A 16,484-nucleotide genomic window follows, 5' to 3' on the forward strand; every position below is an offset into this window, starting at 1 on the left:
TCCCACAGTTTTGACCGAGTTCGCTTATTTCGGCCCCATGATCTTGTTCAATTTTTCAGGCGATGGCGCGCCTTGCTGTTGCTGCAGCGCGCCTTTGTCATCCAGGTAGAAAATCGCTGGCGTGGCCGACAACTCCAGTTCCTCCATCAACTTCATGTTGGCATCAAGCTTGGCTTCGATAGCAGCCGGGATCTTGTCCAGTGCCTGCAATTTGCTGGCCTTGCCGGCGGCTTCGTGTTCTTCCAGGGCTTTTTGCGGGTCTTTGGCGGCGAGCAGTGCGGCCGACTTGCCGGGGCTGTCTTCGCGGATGATGCCGACCATCACGTGGCGCAACTGTACTTTGCCGGCTTTGACCCATGGCCGCGCCTGTTGCCAGAACATGTTGCAGTACGGGCAGTTGGGGTCGCTGAACAGGTAGACGGTGCGCGGTGCGTTTTTATCGCCGTCCTGAATCCAGTGGCTGTTTTCCATCTTGGCCCAGACTTCCTTGGCCATTGGCGCGTACACCAGTTTTTCCAGCGGCGCGTTGCTCAGGTCATTGCCTTGTGCGTCGTAGAGGTTGCCGGCCAGCACGTTTTTGCCGTCGGCGGTCAGGTACAGCGCCATGCCGCGGTTCTGGTACTGCGCGGCGTAGCCGGTGAGGCCGCTGGGCGCGTCAAACGTGCCGAGGATTTTGGCGCCCTTTGCTTCGATCTGCTTGATCGGTGCCGGCCAGTCTTCGGCCTGGGCCTGGGTGGCGGCCAGGCTCAGAGACAACAGGCTCAGAGGCAGCAAGGTCAGCAGGTGGCGGAGGCTTGGCATGTGGGTTTCCTTGTTGGGGCGGTGTCGAAGGGTTCCATGGCGCGGGCCAGGCTGGCTTGGGACAGTTCGCCGAGGTGGCTGTTGATCAGGCGCCCATCGGCTTGGTAGAACAGCGTGGTCGGCAGGGCCATCGAACCCACGGCTTGGCCGAGGCGGCCACTGGCGTCAAACAGCACGTTGTCGAGCGTCAAACCTTGGGTGGCGAGGAAGGTGCTGACGCTTTGCATGCTTTCGGCCTGGTTGACGAACAGAAAGGTCACGTCGGGCCGCAGGCGTTGCGCGCGCTCCAGCACCGGCATTTCCCGGCGGCACGGCGGGCACCAGGTGGCCCACAGGTTGATCACCAGCGGCCCGCCGCGATAATCGGCGAGTTGCACCTCCTCACCATTGGCGTTGCGCAGCGTGATGTCCGGCAGTTGCGAGCCCTTGTCGTACAGGCTCAGGGACACGCTGGTCATGCCCCAAAACACTAGCCCGGTGATTACCGCGGCACTCAGCGGTTTGCGCAGGGCAGGGCGCCGCCAACCGTAGGCCAACGCGCCGAGTACCAGTGCAATCACGCCGGGCCAGGCGAGAAAACCACCGTCGCGCAGGTCGACCATCTGCAGCGGGTCGTGCCGGTATTCGTCCCAGTACATCAACACAAAGCTGACGCGCGCGGCCAGCAGGCCTAACAGGAACAGGCTGAACAGCACCGACTCCGGGTTTTCACCGCCACGCTTGGCCACGCGCCAGCCGACCACGGTGGCTAGAATCAACGCGCTGATCAGCAGGATGTGATTCAGGGCGATGGCGAAGGTGCCGATGGTCAAGGTCAGCATTAGCGCGCGTCTCGGGTTTGCGTCCAGCGTTGCAGGAAGGCGTCGGCATTCACTTCGCCGGTGATGCGCTGGGCACGGCGTTCTTCACCGTCCGGGCCGACCCACACAAAACTCGGTGGCCCCGGCACTTGGTAATGGCCGAGCAGCGCGCGGCTCGCAGCGTTGTCGGCGGTGACGTCGAGGCGCAGCAGGCGCACGTCTTTCAATGCGGCCAACACGTCGGGTTTGCCGAACACTTGTTTTTCCATGATTTTGCACGACACGCACCAGTCGGCGTAGTAGTCCACCAGCACCCATTGGCCCTGGGCCTTGGCGCTGTCGAGCTGGCGTTGCAGCTCGGCCGGGTCGTTGATCGTGATGAACGCGTCGTGGGCGCTCGGCGCAGCGGCAAGTTTTGAGCCGCTGTAGACCTTCAAGGGTTGCCACAGGTCGTCGCTGCCACCGGCCGCGCCCACCACCAGCAGCGCGCCCCACAGGCCCAGCACCAAAGACGTGGCGCCAAACAGCTTGGCCGCCAGCCCGTATTCACGCGCAAGACCCCAGCCGCAGTACGCCATCACCAGCGCCAATGCGCCCCATAAGCCGAGCCACAGGCTTTGATCCACCACAGGGCGAATCATCAGCACCGCCGTGCCCAGGAACAGGAAGCCGAAGATGCCCTTGAGTATGTTCATCCAGGTGCCCGGTTTGGGCAAGAAGCGGTTGCCCACCGTGACCAGCAGCAACAGCGGAATGCCGATACCGATGCCCATGGCGAACAGGATCAGCCCGCCGTGCAGCGCATTGCCGCTTTGCGCGATATACAACAGCGCACCGGCCAGCGGCGCGGTCATGCACGGGCCAACCAGCAGGCCGGACAGCGCACCCAGCACGCCTGCGCCCACCAAGCTGCCACCGCTTTGCCGGCGGCTGACGTTATCCAGGCGGTCACGCACGAAAGCCGGTAGTTGCAGCTCAAAGAAACCGAACATCGGCAGCGCGAGCATCACAAACAGTGCAGCGAAACTGCCCAGAATCCACGGCGTTTGCAGCAGTGCGGCCAGGTTGCCGCCGAGCAGCGCGGCGAGTACGCCGAGCGCCGCATACACCAGGGCCATGCACACCACGTAGCTACTGGCCAAGGCAAACCCGCGACGCGGGCTGGCGCCACTGCCGACCACCAAGCCCGCCAGAATCGGCAGCATCGGCAGCGAACACGGGGCGAATGCCAACAGCAGGCCGAGGCCAAAGAACACCAGCAGGCTCCAACCCAGGCTGCGCTGTTGCAAGCCGCTGGCCAGGCTTTGGTCCTGAGCCTGCGCTGTACCGGCAGCGGCGGGGTTACCGCCCAGGTCTACGGTGATCGACTGCGGCGGGTAGCACAGGCCGGCATCTGCGCAGCCCTGCCAACCGAGCTTGAGCTGGCCGGTGGCACCCGCAGGAATCTTGATTTCCAGGCCTTGGCGATACACTTGCTGCTCGCCGAAGAATTCATCGCTGTGCGCTTCGCCCTGCGGCAATACCGGCTTTTCGGCCAGGCCGTCGAACTTCATGCGCTGTTGGTACAGATAATAACCATCGGCAATTTGCCAATACAGCTGGGTCTCGCCAGACTCCAGGCGCTCGGAGGTAAAGGTGAAGGCTTTGCCCACCGGCAGGAACTCGGGTTTGGTCTCAAAAGGATTACCCGGCGCAGCCTGGGCAAACCCTGCGAATACCACCAGCAAAAAGGTAAACAAATACCGCATGGTCAAGCCTTAGTTTGATGCAAGTGAGGCACACAATGTGTGGCGTTGATTAACCGATGATTAACCGGCAGCTATTCTAAAGTGAAGGCGGTGACAGAGCGCGCCTGTTTTCACGGCATAATCTGCGCTTAATCCGCAGCCCCTTTAATCCCCGCATCTTTCATGAAGGGTTCACCATGCACGTACTGGTCTGTGAAGACGACGAACTGATCGCCAGCGGCATCGTCGCCGGGCTCGGCGCTCAGGGCTTTACCGTCGAGCGCGTGGCCACGGCCGCTGCCGCGCGGGCGATGCTCAAGGCGGCGACGTTCGACATCATGGTGCTTGACCTCGGGTTGCCCGATGAAGACGGCCTTAAACTGCTGCAGCAGCTGCGCAGCCAAGGTTTGGAAATCCCGGTGCTGATTCTCACCGCGCGTGACTCGGTGACCAACCGCGTTGACGGCTTGCAAGCCGGTGCCGACGACTACCTGCTCAAGCCTTTCGACCTGCGCGAACTTGCCGCACGCCTGCAAACCCTGTTGCGTCGCGTGGCGGGGCGCCGGGTTAACCTGATCGAGCACGGCCAACTGGCCTACGACCCGAGCAGCCGCGAAACCTTCCTGGCGGGCCAGCCGGTCGACCTCTCGCGTCGCGAGCAAGCGCTGTTGCAGGCGCTGTTGCACAACAAGGGCCGTGTGCTGTCCAGCGAACAGCTCAAAGACAGCGTGTACGGCTTTAACGACGAGCTGGAAAGCAACGCCCTCAACGTGCATATCCACCACCTGCGGCGCAAGTTGGGCAATGGCATCGTCGAGACCGTGCGCGGCTTGGGCTATCGCCTGGGCGCTGCGGATGTTGGCCCCGCCGATGAAGCAGAGCACCTGTCGTGATGAGCCTGCGCCTGCGCCTGACGTTCAAGCTGGGCGCTGCCTTTGTGTTGATCTGGGTGCTGGCGGCGGCCTGGATGCTCAACGATTTGCGCAACCAGATGATGTTCTCGCTGGATCAGCGGCTGGTGGCGTCGGCACGCATGGTCGCCGGGCTGACCGAACAAATGCCGGGCTTGGCCAGCGTCAGCGGCGGCACGCATTTGCGCACCGAACAACTGAATGTGCCGGGCGGCATGGCCTGTCAGGTCAGCTCCTTGCGCGGCGAAATTCTGGCGCGCAGCCACACCACACCCGATGAAGGCCTGGAATCGCGCAAGAGCGGTTTTCGCGACCAGGTGATCGACGGCGTGGGCTGGCGCAGTTTCACCCTGTCGCGCGGCGACCTGTTGATCACCACCGCCGACCGCCAGGTTGAGCGCGAGGCGCTGAACCTGTCGATATTGCTGGCGGCTTCAGTGCCGGTCGGCGTGGCCTTGCTCGGGTGTTTGTGCCTGCTGTGGCTGGGCATCGGCCAGAGCCTGTTGCCGCTCAACCGCATGCGTGATGCATTGATGCGCCGCAGTGCCGACTCCCTCGAACCGCTGCAGATTCACCCGCTGCCCAGCGAATTGAAACCGTTGCTCGACACCCAGAACCAACTGCTGCAACGCATCGCCAAGACCATCGAGCGTGAGCGCCGCCTCACCGGCGACGCCGCCCACGAACTGCGCAGCCCGCTGACGGCGATCAAGACCCACCTGCAAGTGGCGCGCATGACCGACGGCGCGGCCCGCGACCAGTCGCTGGCGCATGCCGAAGAGGGCGCCGACCGCTTGCACCGCACCCTTGAGCAATTGCTCTTGCTGGCGCGCGTGGAAGGCAGCCTGTCGTTCGACGATGGCCTGCAGTCGAGCGCCGAACAAGTCGCGCGGCTGGCGATACAGGACGCGAATGCGGGTGATAACCGCCGTATAGATTTGGTGCTGGCAGGCAACCTCACCGAAACCCCGGTGGAGATGCCGGTCGCCCTCGCCGTGGCCGCCCTGCGTAACTTGCTGGATAACGCCCTGCGCCACACCCCGCATGACACGCGCGTGGAGCTGAATGTATTCACCAGCGCCAACACGGTGGTGTTCCGCGTGCGTGACCATGGCACGCAGATCTCCAGCGAGGACCTGCAATACCTGACCCAACGCTTCTGGCGCAATGGCAACAGCGAGGGCTGCGGGCTGGGCCTGGCGATTGTGCAGGCGATTGTGCAGCGCTGTTCCTGCTCATTGAAATTCGACAGCCAGCCGGATGGCTTGCGGGTCGACTTGGGCATGCCCTTGCGGCGCTGATCACTTTTCTTCAAACGCTCATAAATAGCTACCGCCCACCTGACGCTCAGCGCGTCAGGATGGCGGTAATTATTTGCGTTTGAACGGGCTGAATGACTCGGCCTGTACTGAAAAGGACGGTTCTTATGTTGGTTATCGATAGCAGTTTCCCCGCCAAGGATTTCAACGAGCGCAACGGCGAGCCCGTGCGGCAGGTGATCCTGCATTACACCGCGGCGCCCTTTGCTTCGTCGCTGCGCACCCTCACCCAAGACGGGGTCAGCGCTCACTATTTGCTGCCCGATCCCGATGACTCCGGTTATCGCGCCACCGGGTATGACGAGCTACGGGTGTTTCGGCTGGTGGCTGAAGATAAGCGTGCCTGGCATGCCGGCGTCAGCCATTGGGGTGGGCGGGACAACCTCAATAGCCGCTCGATTGGCATCGAGATTGTCAATGTGGCCCGCGATGATGGCGGTGTGTTCACCTTTCCTGCGTACGCACAGGAGCAGGTCGATGTGTTGATTGCCCTGTTGCGCGACCTGCTTGGGCGCTATCCGCAGATTGCACCGGTCGACGTGCTTGGGCATTCGGACGTGGCGTACTGGCGCAAGAGCGATCCGGGGCCACGCTTGCCGTGGCGCTGCTTGTTTGAGGCAGGCGTGGGCGCCTGGTTTGAAGAACCGACGCGGGCGATGTACCAGCGCAGGTTTTGCATCGGGTTGCCGCCGGAGGTGGAGGTAGAGCGGGCGTTTCAGCGGTATGGGTACAAACCGGCCTGGAGTCGTCAGGCATTTGAGCAACGTACCCGGGCGTTTCAAATGCACTTTCGGCAGAGCGATTACCGTGGGGTGCTGGACGGTGAGACGTGTGCGATTTTGTATGCGTTGAACGAGCGGTATCGCGCCGGGTGAGGTTCCGTGATCGTTACCACGCATAGCGTAAGAACGATCTGCTCGGACGGGCACCGGGTCAAAAGCGACCAGACGCCTAAATCGCATCAACGCTGGTACGTCTCCAAAACATCACATCCGTGCGCCTGAGCCACACATAAACACACGGATCGGCAGTTTGGTCACCCCCACCAGCGTATTGAGGGATCGAGAGATGTCAGTCGCTACCAGCCGTATCGAAGCCCCCGAGGTTTACTCCACCGCAGCGCCCACGGAAACGCTTTACGCGTTCGAAGAAAGCCCATTGCTGGCCCGCCAACGTCAGCAGGAATCGAATGCCCGCAGTTACCCGCGGCGCATCCCGCTGGCACTCAAACGCGCCAAAGGCATCTACGTGGAAGACGTGGAAGGCCGCCGTTTCATCGACTGCCTGGCCGGCGCGGGCACTTTGGCGTTGGGCCACAACCACCCGGTGGTGATCGAAGCGATTCAGCAGGTATTGATCGACGAGCTGCCGCTGCACACCCTCGACCTGACCACGCCGGTGAAGGACCAGTTCGTGCAGGACCTGTTCGGCCTGTTGCCGACCGAGCTGGCCCGCGAAGCGAAAATCCAGTTCTGCGGCCCCACCGGCACTGATGCGGTCGAAGCTGCGTTGAAATTGGTGCGTACCGCCACGGGGCGCAGCACGGTGCTGTCGTTCCAAGGCGGTTATCACGGCATGAGCCAGGGCGCGCTGAGCCTGATGGGCAGCCTGGGGCCGAAAAAACCCTTGGGCGCACTGCTGAGTAATGGCGTGCAGTTCTTGCCGTACCCCTACGACTACCGTTGCCCATTCGGTTTGGGCGGTGCGCAAGGCGTGCAGGTCAACCTGCATTACCTGCAAAACCTGCTCAACGACCCGGAAGCCGGGGTGTTGTTGCCGGCGGCGGTGATTGTTGAAGTGGTGCAGGGCGAGGGCGGCGTGATTCCGGCCGATCTGGACTGGCTGCGCGGCCTGCGGCGTATCACCGAGCAGGCTGGCGTGGCGTTGATCGTCGATGAAATCCAGAGTGGTTTCGGCCGCACCGGCAAGATGTTTGCCTTCGAACACGCCGGCATCATCCCGGATGTGGTGGTGCTGTCCAAAGCCATTGGCGGCAGCTTGCCGCTGGCGGTGGTGGTGTACCGCGACTGGCTCGACACCTGGTTACCGGGCGCACATGCCGGGACGTTTCGCGGCAATCAGTTGGCAATGGCGGCGGGTTCGGCGGTGATGCGCTACCTCAAGGAACACGACGTGCCCAGCCACGCCACTGCCATGGGCGAGCGCCTCGGTGAGCACCTGCGTATTTTGCAGCGCGACTTTGCGCAGTTGGGCGATATTCGTGGCCGTGGGCTGATGCTGGGCGTGGAACTGGTTGACCCGCAGGGCCCGCTCGACATCCAGGGCCACCCGCCGGTGCATCGCCAACTGGCGCCGCTGGTGCAGCGCGAATGCCTCAAGCGCGGGCTGATCCTGGAACTCGGCGGTCGGCATGGCAGCGTCGTGCGTTTCTTGCCGCCGCTGGTGATCACCGCTGCCGAGATCGATCGCGTGGCCGAGATCTTCGGGCGCGCCTTATCGGCAGCGGTTGCCCGCCTCTAATTTTTCACACGCTTGGTACGTTTCTACAGATATAGCGCTGCGCGTGGTGCGCAGCCAGCCTTTGAGCGACGGAGAACCGCAATGACCTCAGTATTTGACCGCGACGACATCCTGTTTCAGGTAGTGGTCAACCACGAAGAACAGTATTCCATCTGGCCAGACTACAAGGCCGTGCCGGAAGGCTGGCGCACCGTGGGCAAGAGCGGCATGAAAAAAGAATGCCTGGCCTACATCGAAGAAGTCTGGACCGACATGCGCCCGTTGAGCCTGCGCCAAAAGATGGACGGCGCCACCCTCGCAGGCTAACCCTGCAAGCCTGCTAGCCACAGGGGGTTGTGCTGGCAACACCACAACCCGCCACTTCACGCACTGCTCTCTTTCTCCAACCCCACCACGCCCGCCGTCACCACCTGCACACTCAAACGCGGCGTAGCCAAATCCAGCCCCGCCTCATCCAGATGGCGCTTGAGCGACAAGTTAAACGCCCGCGACACCTCCCACTGCTTGATCGGCGCCGTTTTAAAGCGTGCGCGCAAAATCGCGCTGCCCGACTCAAAACTTTCCACACCCTGAATCTCCAGCGGCGACCAGATATTGCGGCGTTGCAGGGGGTCGTTACGCATTTTCTGGCCAACGTCGCGCATCAGCTTGATCGCCTCGTCGATCTCCATGTTGTACGGAATCGCCACCCGGAAAATCGCATAGCCGAACTCCCGCGAGTAGTTCTTGATGCTCTTGATTTCGCTGAACGGGATGGTGTGCACAATGCCGTCGATGTCGCGCAGGCGCACGGTACGGATGGTCAAGCCTTCGACAGTGCCGAGGTGGCCGCCGACGTCTACGTAGTCGTCGATGGCCAGCGAGTCTTCGATGATGATGAACAAGCCGGTGATCAAGTCCGCCACCAGCGACTGCGCACCAAAACCGATGGCCAGGCCGATCACACCGGCACCGGCCAGCAACGGCGTCACGTTCATGCCCATGTTCGCCAGGGCAACGATCGCGGCGATGATAAAAATGGTCACGAACAGCACGTTGCGGATCAGCGGCATCATGGTTTGCGCACGCGCGTTGGCAAGGCCTTTGCGCGAGCGGGTCAGGGCATGGTGGATTGCCGTGTCACTGAGAATCCAGATCAGCCAGGCAAACAGCAACGTCCCGGCGAGGCCGAACAACTTGACGCTGACTTCATGGCCGTCGCCCTCGGTAAAGCGAATCAGCGACAAGCCCCAGACGCGCAGGCCCAGTTCGATAAACACCAGCCACACCACCAAGTGGGCCAGGGTGTACACGAAGCTTTTCAGGCGATCGGAATACAGCGCATGGCGTTTGTGACCGCGTTGCGGCTTGAGTGCGTGGCGCCGCACCAGGCCGTTGATCACCATGCACAACACCAGCAACACCGTGCACAACAACGACTGACGCAGGGCGGTGCTGGTGTCGCCGGCGGAGAGGAAGGTGGCGAACAACGAGATGCCCACCAGCAGCAGCGCCGGCAAGTACCAGAAGGTGCCGATGATCGACAGGGTGTCGCTGAGGGCGCGGCGCGTAAGGCGACGAGACAGCGGCTGGTTGCGGATCAAGTGGGCGATCGGCCGGCGGAAGCGCAGGATAAATACGCCGGTCGACAAGGCTGCCATCACATTGGCCACGGTCGCCGCTGTGTGGGCCAGGTGCTGGCCGAGCGCCGCGACCAGCCGTGGGTCGCTCAGGGCCTCGCCAAAGGCGGCGAAGCTGCCGATCCACCACAGTGGCCGAAACGCCTGGTGCCGCAGGATATACAGCGCGCGGTGGCGATGCGGGCCGTCCAGCAGGGAGAACGCGATGACGCAAATGGCCGAAAAGCAGGTGCCGACCACCAGTGCATACGCCAGCACCATCGCCAGCGATTTGCCCAGCGATGAAGGCAGCGCGTAGCTGAGGTAAACCGTGATCACCAGCGCGATCAACCACGGCCCCAGTTTGCGCAGAGCGAAGCGCAGCATGTCCCAGGTGCGCGGGTGCTGCGGCAATTCTTCGGGCAGGCCGAACCGCACGCGTACGCGGTGGCCGAGCCAGATCAGCGCGGCGGCCAACAGGCTCCACACCGCGAGGATCACCGCAAAACCGAAAATGATCGGCAGCCATTCGGCGGCCGGCAGCATCAAGGCGCTGAACTCATCCTTGGCTTGCTCAAACTCATTGGTCCAGCGCCCGAGCGGGCTGTCGGCACCGGAGAACTGCTGCTCAAGGCCCGACAGCGTACTGCCGATCAAGCCCAGTACGCCCTGTTCGGCAGCGGGTTGGGCTTTTTGCGTGGCTTCGCGGAGTTTTTTCAGGTCGCTCAGCAACTGGGTGCGTTGCTGGTCGTTTTCCAGGGTCTTGATCACCTCGTCCAACGACTGCCCCAGCGGCACGTCGGCCTGGGGTTGGGTGGCGTGGGTGCCGCCCAGCAAACCGGGCAAGCCCACGGCTTGGGCGGACGTGAGCGGCAGCAGCGTCAGCAGGGCGATCAGGCAGTAGCAGGGCAGGGCAAACAGACGGGAAAGCACGAGGCGGTCAACCTTGGAAACGACGAATTTACCGAGTGTACGAGGCCGCTATGCCCAATGCGAGTGCATTTGTCATTCCGCCAGTTTGGCGAGGATCTTGTAAATCACCGTGCCGAGGATCAGCAGCATGCCGATCCACATGCCAAACACCGCCACGGGCTTGTCGCGAAAGTTGAAGCCAACCATCAGCAGGAACATGCCGATCAGAACAGGGATAAGCATCGTGTGAAAAGAGGACATGGAGATCATGGTGCGACGGCCTTGTCGGAGTCGGAATACTGACAAGTTTAGGCCCGATTGCCGGAAGTGCAGATGACGCAGATCAGCTGTACAGCCCCGACCGCGAGCAACTGTGGGAGCGGGCTTGCTCGCGATGGCTACAACTCGGTGTGCCTGATGGCCCGAGGTGCCTGCATCGCGAGCAAGCCCGCTCCCACAAAAGCTCCGTCTCACATTTTTTAGCGTGAACTCAGGGCAAATCACGGCTTGCGTAGAACGCGCCCAACACCTTCACCAGGTGCGCCAGGTCGTGGCTGCCACAGAGTTCACGGATCGAGTGCATGGCAAACGTCGGCAGGCCGATGTCCACGGTGCGCACGCCCAAATGGCTGGCGGTGATCGGGCCGATGGTCGAGCCGCAACCCATGTCACTGCGCACCACAAAGCTTTGCACCGGGACTTCCTGGGCCATGCACAGGTGGCGGAAGAACCCGGCGGTTTCGCTGTTGGTGGCGTAACGCTGGTTACTGTTGACCTTGATTACCGGCCCTGCGTTGAGTTTGGGACCGTGGTTGGCGTCGTGCTTTTCAGCGTAATTGGGGTGCACGCCGTGGGCGTTGTCTGCAGACACCAACAGTGATTTCTGAATGGTGCGTACGAATTCGTCGCCCTCCGGCAACAAGCGGCGCAGCGTCTGTTCGAGCATCGGGCCGTCAGCACCGCACGCCGAGCAAGAGCCGACCTCTTCGTGGTCGTTGCACACCAGCACGCAGGTTTCGTCGGTTTCGCTGGTCAGCAAGGCTTGCAGGCCGGCGTAGCACGACAGCAGGTTGTCGAGGCGCGCACCGGCAATAAAGTCGCCGTTCAGGCCGATCACCGCAGCGCTTTGCGTGTCGTAAAAACTCAGCTCGTAGTCGAGCACCACATCCGCGTTCAAGCCGTGCTCGCGCCCCAGTTGCTCGGTGAGCACGGCGCGGAAGTCCACGCGCTCGTCACCGGCAAACTGCGCGAGAATCGGCGGCAGCTCGGTTTGGGCATTGATCGCCCAACCCTGGTTGGCTTCACGGTTCAGGTGAATCGCCAGGTTGGGAATGATGGCGATGGGCAGCTTGAAGTCGATCAACTGGCTTTCGACCTTGCCGTCGCGGCGGAAGGTTACGCGCCCGGCCAGCGACAGGTCGCGGTCAAACCACGGGGCCAACAGCGCACCGCCGTAGACTTCGACGCCCAATTGCCAGAAACCCTGGCGTTGCAGCTCCGGTTGCGGTTTAACCCGCAAGCATGGGCTGTCGGTGTGGGCGCCGACCAGGCGAATGCCGCCTTGCAGTGGCGAATGGCGGCCGAGTTTGAAGGCGATGATCGAGGAGTCGTTACGGGTAACGTAGTAACGACCGTTGGCCTCGGTGGCCCAGGTTTCACGTTCGTCGAGACGCTGGTAACCGGCCGCTTCCAGGCGCTGGGCGAGGGCGGCAGTGGCATGAAAAGGAGTAGGGGAGGCCTTGAGGAAGTCGATCAGGCCTTGATTCAACGCTTCGCGCATAAATAGCTCCAGACAGCAATGTGCGGAGTTTACCGTTCGAGGGCGCGAAGTGCACAGAACAAATGTGGGAGCGGGCTTGCTCGCGATGGCATCAACTCGGTGTGCCTGCTGGACCGAGGTGCCTGCATCGCGAGCAAGCCCGCTCCCACAGTAGATGGGGTTTGCACTTCAAAAGGGTGCGGGGCACTCAAAGCGCAAACGCTCGCCACTCTGCGGGTGCGTAAAACTCAACATGCTCGCGTGCAGGCACAACCGCGGCCAAGCGGCCAAGGCCTGTTCATGCGCGTAGAGGCCATCACCGAGCAACGGATGGCCGATCGACAGCATGTGCACACGCAACTGGTGCGAGCGCCCGGTGATCGGCGTCAGCTCCACACGGCACCAGTCGCCGCAACGCTCCAGCACCTTCCAGAAGGTCAGCGCGTGTTTGCCGAATTCATGGTCGACCACGTGGCGAGGCTTGGTCGGCGGGTCGTAGCGCAGGGGCAAGTCGATACTGCCGCTGTCGAGTGCCGGCTGGCCCCAGGCCAACGCGGTGTAGGCCTTTTCGGTTTCGCGGTCATGAAACTGGCGGGACAGTTCGCGATGGCTATCGGCGTCGCGGGCCAGCAGGATGATCCCTGACGTTTCCCAGTCCAAACGATGCACGATGCGCGCTTCGGGGTAGCCGTTTTCCTGCAGGCGGGTGATCAGGCAATCCTTGTTGTCGTCGGCGCGACCGGGCACCGAGAGCAGCAGGGTTGGCTTGTTCACAACCAGGACAGCCTCGTCCTGGTGAAGGATATGGATATTCGACAACGGCATTAAACAGCCTCGTAACAAACGCCAACGGCGGCTCGCTCACCGCGTTCCCGAAACGGGATCAAGGTGACCGAGCCGCGTGGCGACCGCCTGTTCGATTAACGATCAGGCAGGGTGATATTGAGTTCCAGAATCGAGCAACTGCCGTCGTTTTCGAGCGCGACATGCACATCGTCGTTGCCGATATTGACGTACTTGCGGATCACCTCGACCAGCTCCTTTTGCAAGGCTGGCAGGTAGTCCGGCGTGCTGCGTTGGCCGCGTTCGTGCGCCACGATGATCTGTAGACGCTCTTTCGCTACCGACGCGGTACTTGGCTTTTTGTTGGCCCGAAAGAAGTCGAGAAATTTCATTGTTTAGTTGCCTCCAAAGATACGCTCGAAGAATCCCTTCTTCTTAACGTCGAGGAAGCGATGTTCCACGGTCTTGCCCAGCAAGCGATCAACTGCATCGCTGTACGCCTGGCCTGCGTCGCTCTGGTCGTCAAGAATCACCGGAACGCCCTGGTTGGAAGCCTTCAGCACTGCCTGGGATTCCGGAATCACGCCCAACAATGTTACGGCGAGGATGTCTTTGACGTCCTCGACGCCGAGCATTTCGCCATTGCTGACGCGCTCAGGGTTATAGCGAGTGAGCAGCAGGTGCTCCTTGATCGGGTCTTCACCTTTTTCGGCACGCTGGGATTTGCTCGCCAGCAGGCCGAGCATGCGGTCGGAGTCACGTACCGAGGAAACTTCCGGGTTGGTGACGACGATGGCTTCGTCGGCGAAATACATCGCCAGGTGCGCACCGGTTTCGATGCCGGCCGGCGAATCGCAGACTACGTATTCGAAGGTTTCTTTCAACTCGGCGAGCACTTTGCCCACGCCTTCTTTGGTCAGCGCGTCTTTGTCGCGGGTCTGGCTGGCGGCCAGTACGTACAGGTTCTCAAGGCGCTTGTCCTTGATCAAAGCCTGCTGCAGGTTGGCTTCGCCGTTTACCACGTTGACGAAGTCGTACACCACGCGGCGTTCGCAGCCCATGATCAGGTCGAGGTTACGCAAACCGACGTCGAAGTCGACGATGACTGTTTTGTGACCGCGCAAAGCGAGGCCGGTACCGATAGCGGCGCTGGTGGTGGTCTTACCCACACCACCCTTGCCGGATGTAACCACGAGAATCTTGGCCAAGGTGTTTCACCCCTAAGGAAAAAGGACTTTTCAGCCCCTGAAAAACATCTCTTGAAACTCGCGGCATGCGGACAGCTTCTGTAGGAAAAAGATGTGGTTTGCGCGTGGAAACGCCAACTTTCAGTTGTTCCTACACAAGTTTTGCCGGTTTCGCTGTGCTATCAGAGTCTAGAGATGCTTGGAAAATGCGGCAGTATCCGTTAAAGACGGGTGATGTTCAACACATCGCCCGACAGGCTGACTTGAACCGAGGCGCCCCACAGCGGATCGCGGCGCAAATCTTCTGCAACCTTGTACTGGCCTGCTACGGACACTAGCTCAGCGGTCAACTGCTGACAAAAAATACGCGCCTTGGTATCACCCTTGATGCCGGCCAAAGCACGACCGCGCATAGGGCCGTATACATGGATGTTGCCATCGGCCAGAAGTTCCGCGCCCGGGCTGACCGAAGCGATCACCACCAAGTCGCCGCCCTGGGCGTAAATTTGCTGCCCACCGCGTACGGGGGAGGTGATGATCTTTGTAGGCTTGACGCTGGGCTCCGGCGGTTTTTCCGGGGCTTTCTTCACTTCACCTTCGCTCTGCTCAAGCGGCCGCTCGCGCGCACCGGACGGTGGCAACACGGGCAGTTCAATAGCGATTGCGGCGGCGATGTCTTCGATACGGCTGGCGCGAATGGCCAGCGTGCGCAAACCATGCGAGCGGCAGACGCGCATCAGGCCGGGCAAATCAATCAAGCCCTGGCCAGCCGGCAGTTTGTCCAGCGCGAGTACCAGCGGGGCATTGTTGAAAAAATTCGGCGCCAGGGCGACTTTGGCGGCCAGTTGGCGGTCGAGGGCGTCGAGGTCATTGCGGGCCAGTTCCAGCACGGTAATGGCGAGCATGCTGCCTTTCAGCTGGAACACGGGATCTTGGTCTAGCGGTTCGGTTTGGCTCATGGTCGGCAAAAGCGGCTTGTCACGAAAAGTGTCGAGACTTATAACGAGAACATCCACGGGCCGCAAGCCGAGTCGAACCGTTGTAGAATGCGCGGCCCTGTCTTTACCGGAATCTGTAATGGATCGCCCGCGTTTTCGAGCTGTATTTTTTCATCCGCGTTTTTGGCTGTTATGGCTGGGGCTCGGCCTCTTGTGGCTGATCACTCAATTGCCGTACCGGGCACTTTTGACCATTGGTCGTTTATTGGGCGCGGGCATGTACCACGTGGCTGGCGACCGTCGGCGCATTGCCGCGCGTAACCTGGAACTGTGTTTCCCGGAAAAGTCCGCGGCCGCACGTAAAAAGCTGCTCAAGGAAAACTTCGCGTCTACCGGCATCGCCTTTTTTGAAATGGCCATGAGCTGGTGGTGGTCGCGTCAGCGCCTGGCACGCCTGGCGCATGTCGAAGGCCTTGAGCACCTCAAACAGGCGCAGTTGGATGGCAAGGGCGTGATCCTCATGGCCCTGCATTTCACCACCCTGGAAATCGGCGCGGCCTTGCTCGGCCAGAAGCACACCATTGATGGCATGTACCGCGAGCACGCCAACCCGCTGTTCGACTTCGTTCAGCGCCGTGGCCGCGAGCGGCATAACCTCGACTCCCTGGCGGTTGAGCGCGAAGACGTGCGCGGCATGCTCAAGCTGCTGCGCGCCGGCCGCGCGATCTGGTATGCGCCGGACCAGGACTACGGCGCCAAGCAAAGTATCTTCGTGCCGCTGTTCGGCGTGCAGGCCGCCACGGTGACAGCCACCAGCAAGTTTGCGCGTTTGGGCAAGGCGTTGGTGGTGCCGTTTACGCAGGAGCGGCTGGCGGATGGCAGCGGTTATCGCTTGGTGATTCACCCGCCGCTGACGGATTTTCCGGGTGAAAGCGACGAGGTTGATTGCCTGCGTATCAACCAGTGGGTCGAAACTTCGGTGCGTGAATGCCCAGAGCAATACCTGTGGACGCACCGACGCTTCAAGAGTCGGCCACCGGGTGAGCCCAAGTTGTACGAAAAGCGTCGTCGCTAACCGCAGCGATTTTGCTTTGTGTGGCTGCATCTTTGATGCAGCGCTGTCGCGCGGGAAACGGGCTTGGGGTGTTCTTCAGGTTGGGTACATATTCAGTATTCGGGTGATGGCTAACCCGGGGTCCTGCCGGGTTATCCACGGCTTCAAGCCTGCGTGCGGCCATCGTGGTTTATCTCAGATCAAAAGCAAAAGC

16 protein-coding genes are annotated in these 16,484 nt (G+C 61.5%); 6 read left to right on the top strand and 10 right to left on the bottom strand.

Translation table 11 applies throughout. The annotated features are described in order from the left end of the window. Nucleotides 1–24: 24 nt before the first annotated feature. The 3 genes from dsbG to dsbD are packed head-to-tail and all read right to left on the bottom strand — an operon-like array spanning nucleotide 25 to nucleotide 3,349. Nucleotides 25–801: a thiol:disulfide interchange protein DsbG gene (dsbG, locus tag F0169_RS15390; protein WP_152746991.1), complete on the bottom strand. Its 777-nt coding sequence runs from the start codon at nucleotides 799–801 to the stop codon at nucleotides 25–27. After that, nucleotides 777–1,622 (bottom strand): TlpA disulfide reductase family protein, encoded by an 846-nt coding sequence (locus F0169_RS15395; RefSeq protein WP_152746992.1) that lies wholly within the window; start codon nucleotides 1,620–1,622, stop codon nucleotides 777–779. The genes dsbG and F0169_RS15395 overlap by 25 nt, the downstream gene beginning before the upstream one ends. Then, on the bottom strand, nucleotides 1,622–3,349 hold the full coding sequence (gene dsbD, locus F0169_RS15400; protein WP_152746993.1) for a protein-disulfide reductase DsbD: 1,728 nt from the start codon (nucleotides 3,347–3,349) through the stop codon (nucleotides 1,622–1,624). Before dsbD ends, F0169_RS15395 begins: the two co-directional genes overlap by 1 nt. A 176-nt stretch (nucleotides 3,350–3,525) precedes the next feature. Here dsbD and F0169_RS15405 point away from each other — a divergent pair, with 176 nt between their 5' ends. The 5 genes from F0169_RS15405 (at nucleotide 3,526) to F0169_RS15425 (ending at nucleotide 8,345) form a co-directional block, all read left to right on the top strand. Continuing rightward, the gene (locus F0169_RS15405; protein ID WP_152746994.1) at nucleotides 3,526–4,221 is read left to right on the top strand and encodes a response regulator; all 696 of its coding nucleotides are present in this window, start codon (nucleotides 3,526–3,528) and stop codon (nucleotides 4,219–4,221) included. Next, on the top strand, nucleotides 4,221–5,540 hold the full coding sequence (locus F0169_RS15410) for an ATP-binding protein (protein ID WP_122249567.1): 1,320 nt from the start codon (nucleotides 4,221–4,223) through the stop codon (nucleotides 5,538–5,540). The genes F0169_RS15405 and F0169_RS15410 overlap by 1 nt, the downstream gene beginning before the upstream one ends. A gap of 125 nt (nucleotides 5,541–5,665) precedes the next feature. After that, entirely contained in the window at nucleotides 5,666–6,433 is a 768-nt protein-coding gene (locus F0169_RS15415) for an N-acetylmuramoyl-L-alanine amidase (protein ID WP_152746995.1), read from the top strand. 193 nt (nucleotides 6,434–6,626) lie between these two features. Continuing rightward, nucleotides 6,627–8,039, top strand: a complete 1,413-nt coding sequence (locus F0169_RS15420; protein WP_058414233.1) for an aspartate aminotransferase family protein — start codon at nucleotides 6,627–6,629, stop codon at nucleotides 8,037–8,039. Between the two features lie 81 nt (nucleotides 8,040–8,120). Next, the gene (locus F0169_RS15425; protein WP_058414232.1) at nucleotides 8,121–8,345 is read left to right on the top strand and encodes an MbtH family protein; all 225 of its coding nucleotides are present in this window, start codon (nucleotides 8,121–8,123) and stop codon (nucleotides 8,343–8,345) included. Between the two features lie 56 nt (nucleotides 8,346–8,401). Here the strand turns inward: F0169_RS15425 and F0169_RS15430 are convergent, their stop codons facing one another. The 7 genes from F0169_RS15430 to minC all read right to left on the bottom strand — a co-directional run bounded on the left by F0169_RS15430 (nucleotide 8,402) and on the right by minC (nucleotide 15,237). Then, nucleotides 8,402–10,570, bottom strand: coding sequence for a mechanosensitive ion channel domain-containing protein (locus F0169_RS15430; protein ID WP_172979454.1), 2,169 nt, complete (start codon nucleotides 10,568–10,570; stop codon nucleotides 8,402–8,404). A 72-nt stretch (nucleotides 10,571–10,642) separates the two neighbouring features. Then, nucleotides 10,643–10,810 (bottom strand): hypothetical protein, encoded by a 168-nt coding sequence (locus F0169_RS27415; protein WP_172979453.1) that lies wholly within the window; start codon nucleotides 10,808–10,810, stop codon nucleotides 10,643–10,645. Between the two features lie 229 nt (nucleotides 10,811–11,039). After that, complete coding sequence (locus F0169_RS15440; RefSeq protein ID WP_122249562.1) at nucleotides 11,040–12,329, bottom strand: M18 family aminopeptidase; 1,290 nt, start codon at nucleotides 12,327–12,329, stop codon at nucleotides 11,040–11,042. 168 nt (nucleotides 12,330–12,497) lie between these two features. Further along, nucleotides 12,498–13,133 carry an RluA family pseudouridine synthase gene (locus F0169_RS15450; protein WP_058414229.1) on the bottom strand — a complete coding sequence of 212 codons (636 nt, stop codon included), beginning with the start codon at nucleotides 13,131–13,133 and terminating at the stop codon, nucleotides 12,498–12,500. A 95-nt stretch (nucleotides 13,134–13,228) separates the two neighbouring features. After that, complete coding sequence (gene minE / locus F0169_RS15455; protein ID WP_003175252.1) at nucleotides 13,229–13,483, bottom strand: cell division topological specificity factor MinE; 255 nt, start codon at nucleotides 13,481–13,483, stop codon at nucleotides 13,229–13,231. 3 nt (nucleotides 13,484–13,486) lie between these two features. Continuing rightward, complete coding sequence (gene minD, locus F0169_RS15460; protein ID WP_017737535.1) at nucleotides 13,487–14,299, bottom strand: septum site-determining protein MinD; 813 nt, start codon at nucleotides 14,297–14,299, stop codon at nucleotides 13,487–13,489. A gap of 200 nt (nucleotides 14,300–14,499) precedes the next feature. Then, complete coding sequence (gene minC / locus F0169_RS15465) at nucleotides 14,500–15,237, bottom strand: septum site-determining protein MinC (protein ID WP_058414228.1); 738 nt, start codon at nucleotides 15,235–15,237, stop codon at nucleotides 14,500–14,502. A gap of 118 nt (nucleotides 15,238–15,355) precedes the next feature. On the opposite strand from minC, the gene F0169_RS15470 reads away from it, so the two are divergent. Then, complete coding sequence (locus F0169_RS15470) at nucleotides 15,356–16,291, top strand: lipid A biosynthesis lauroyl acyltransferase (protein ID WP_152746997.1); 936 nt, start codon at nucleotides 15,356–15,358, stop codon at nucleotides 16,289–16,291. The last annotated feature ends 193 nt before the right edge of the window (nucleotides 16,292–16,484 follow it).

The sequence above is a fragment of the Pseudomonas kitaguniensis genome, assembly GCF_009296165.1.
Lineage (GTDB): Bacteria > Pseudomonadota > Gammaproteobacteria > Pseudomonadales > Pseudomonadaceae > Aquipseudomonas > Aquipseudomonas kitaguniensis.

Excerpts from the sequence above, each read along its gene's own strand:
- dsbG (WP_152746991.1), bottom strand. The coding sequence starts at position 801 with ATGCCAAGCCTCCGCCACCTGCTGACCTTGCTGCCTCTGAGCCTGTTG.
- F0169_RS15395 (WP_152746992.1), bottom strand. The coding sequence starts at position 1,622 with ATGCTGACCTTGACCATCGGCACCTTCGCCATCGCCCTGAATCACATC.
- dsbD (WP_152746993.1), bottom strand. The coding sequence starts at position 3,349 with ATGCGGTATTTGTTTACCTTTTTGCTGGTGGTATTCGCAGGGTTTGCC.
- F0169_RS15405 (WP_152746994.1), top strand. The coding sequence starts at position 3,526 with ATGCACGTACTGGTCTGTGAAGACGACGAACTGATCGCCAGCGGCATC.
- F0169_RS15410 (WP_122249567.1), top strand. The coding sequence starts at position 4,221 with ATGAGCCTGCGCCTGCGCCTGACGTTCAAGCTGGGCGCTGCCTTTGTG.
- F0169_RS15415 (WP_152746995.1), top strand. The coding sequence starts at position 5,666 with ATGTTGGTTATCGATAGCAGTTTCCCCGCCAAGGATTTCAACGAGCGC.
- F0169_RS15420 (WP_058414233.1), top strand. The coding sequence starts at position 6,627 with ATGTCAGTCGCTACCAGCCGTATCGAAGCCCCCGAGGTTTACTCCACC.
- F0169_RS15425 (WP_058414232.1), top strand. The coding sequence starts at position 8,121 with ATGACCTCAGTATTTGACCGCGACGACATCCTGTTTCAGGTAGTGGTC.
- F0169_RS27415 (WP_172979453.1), bottom strand. The coding sequence starts at position 10,810 with ATGTCCTCTTTTCACACGATGCTTATCCCTGTTCTGATCGGCATGTTC.
- F0169_RS15440 (WP_122249562.1), bottom strand. The coding sequence starts at position 12,329 with ATGCGCGAAGCGTTGAATCAAGGCCTGATCGACTTCCTCAAGGCCTCC.
- F0169_RS15450 (WP_058414229.1), bottom strand. The coding sequence starts at position 13,133 with ATGCCGTTGTCGAATATCCATATCCTTCACCAGGACGAGGCTGTCCTG.
- minE (WP_003175252.1), bottom strand. The coding sequence starts at position 13,483 with ATGAAATTTCTCGACTTCTTTCGGGCCAACAAAAAGCCAAGTACCGCG.
- minC (WP_058414228.1), bottom strand. The coding sequence starts at position 15,237 with ATGAGCCAAACCGAACCGCTAGACCAAGATCCCGTGTTCCAGCTGAAA.
- F0169_RS15470 (WP_152746997.1), top strand. The coding sequence starts at position 15,356 with ATGGATCGCCCGCGTTTTCGAGCTGTATTTTTTCATCCGCGTTTTTGG.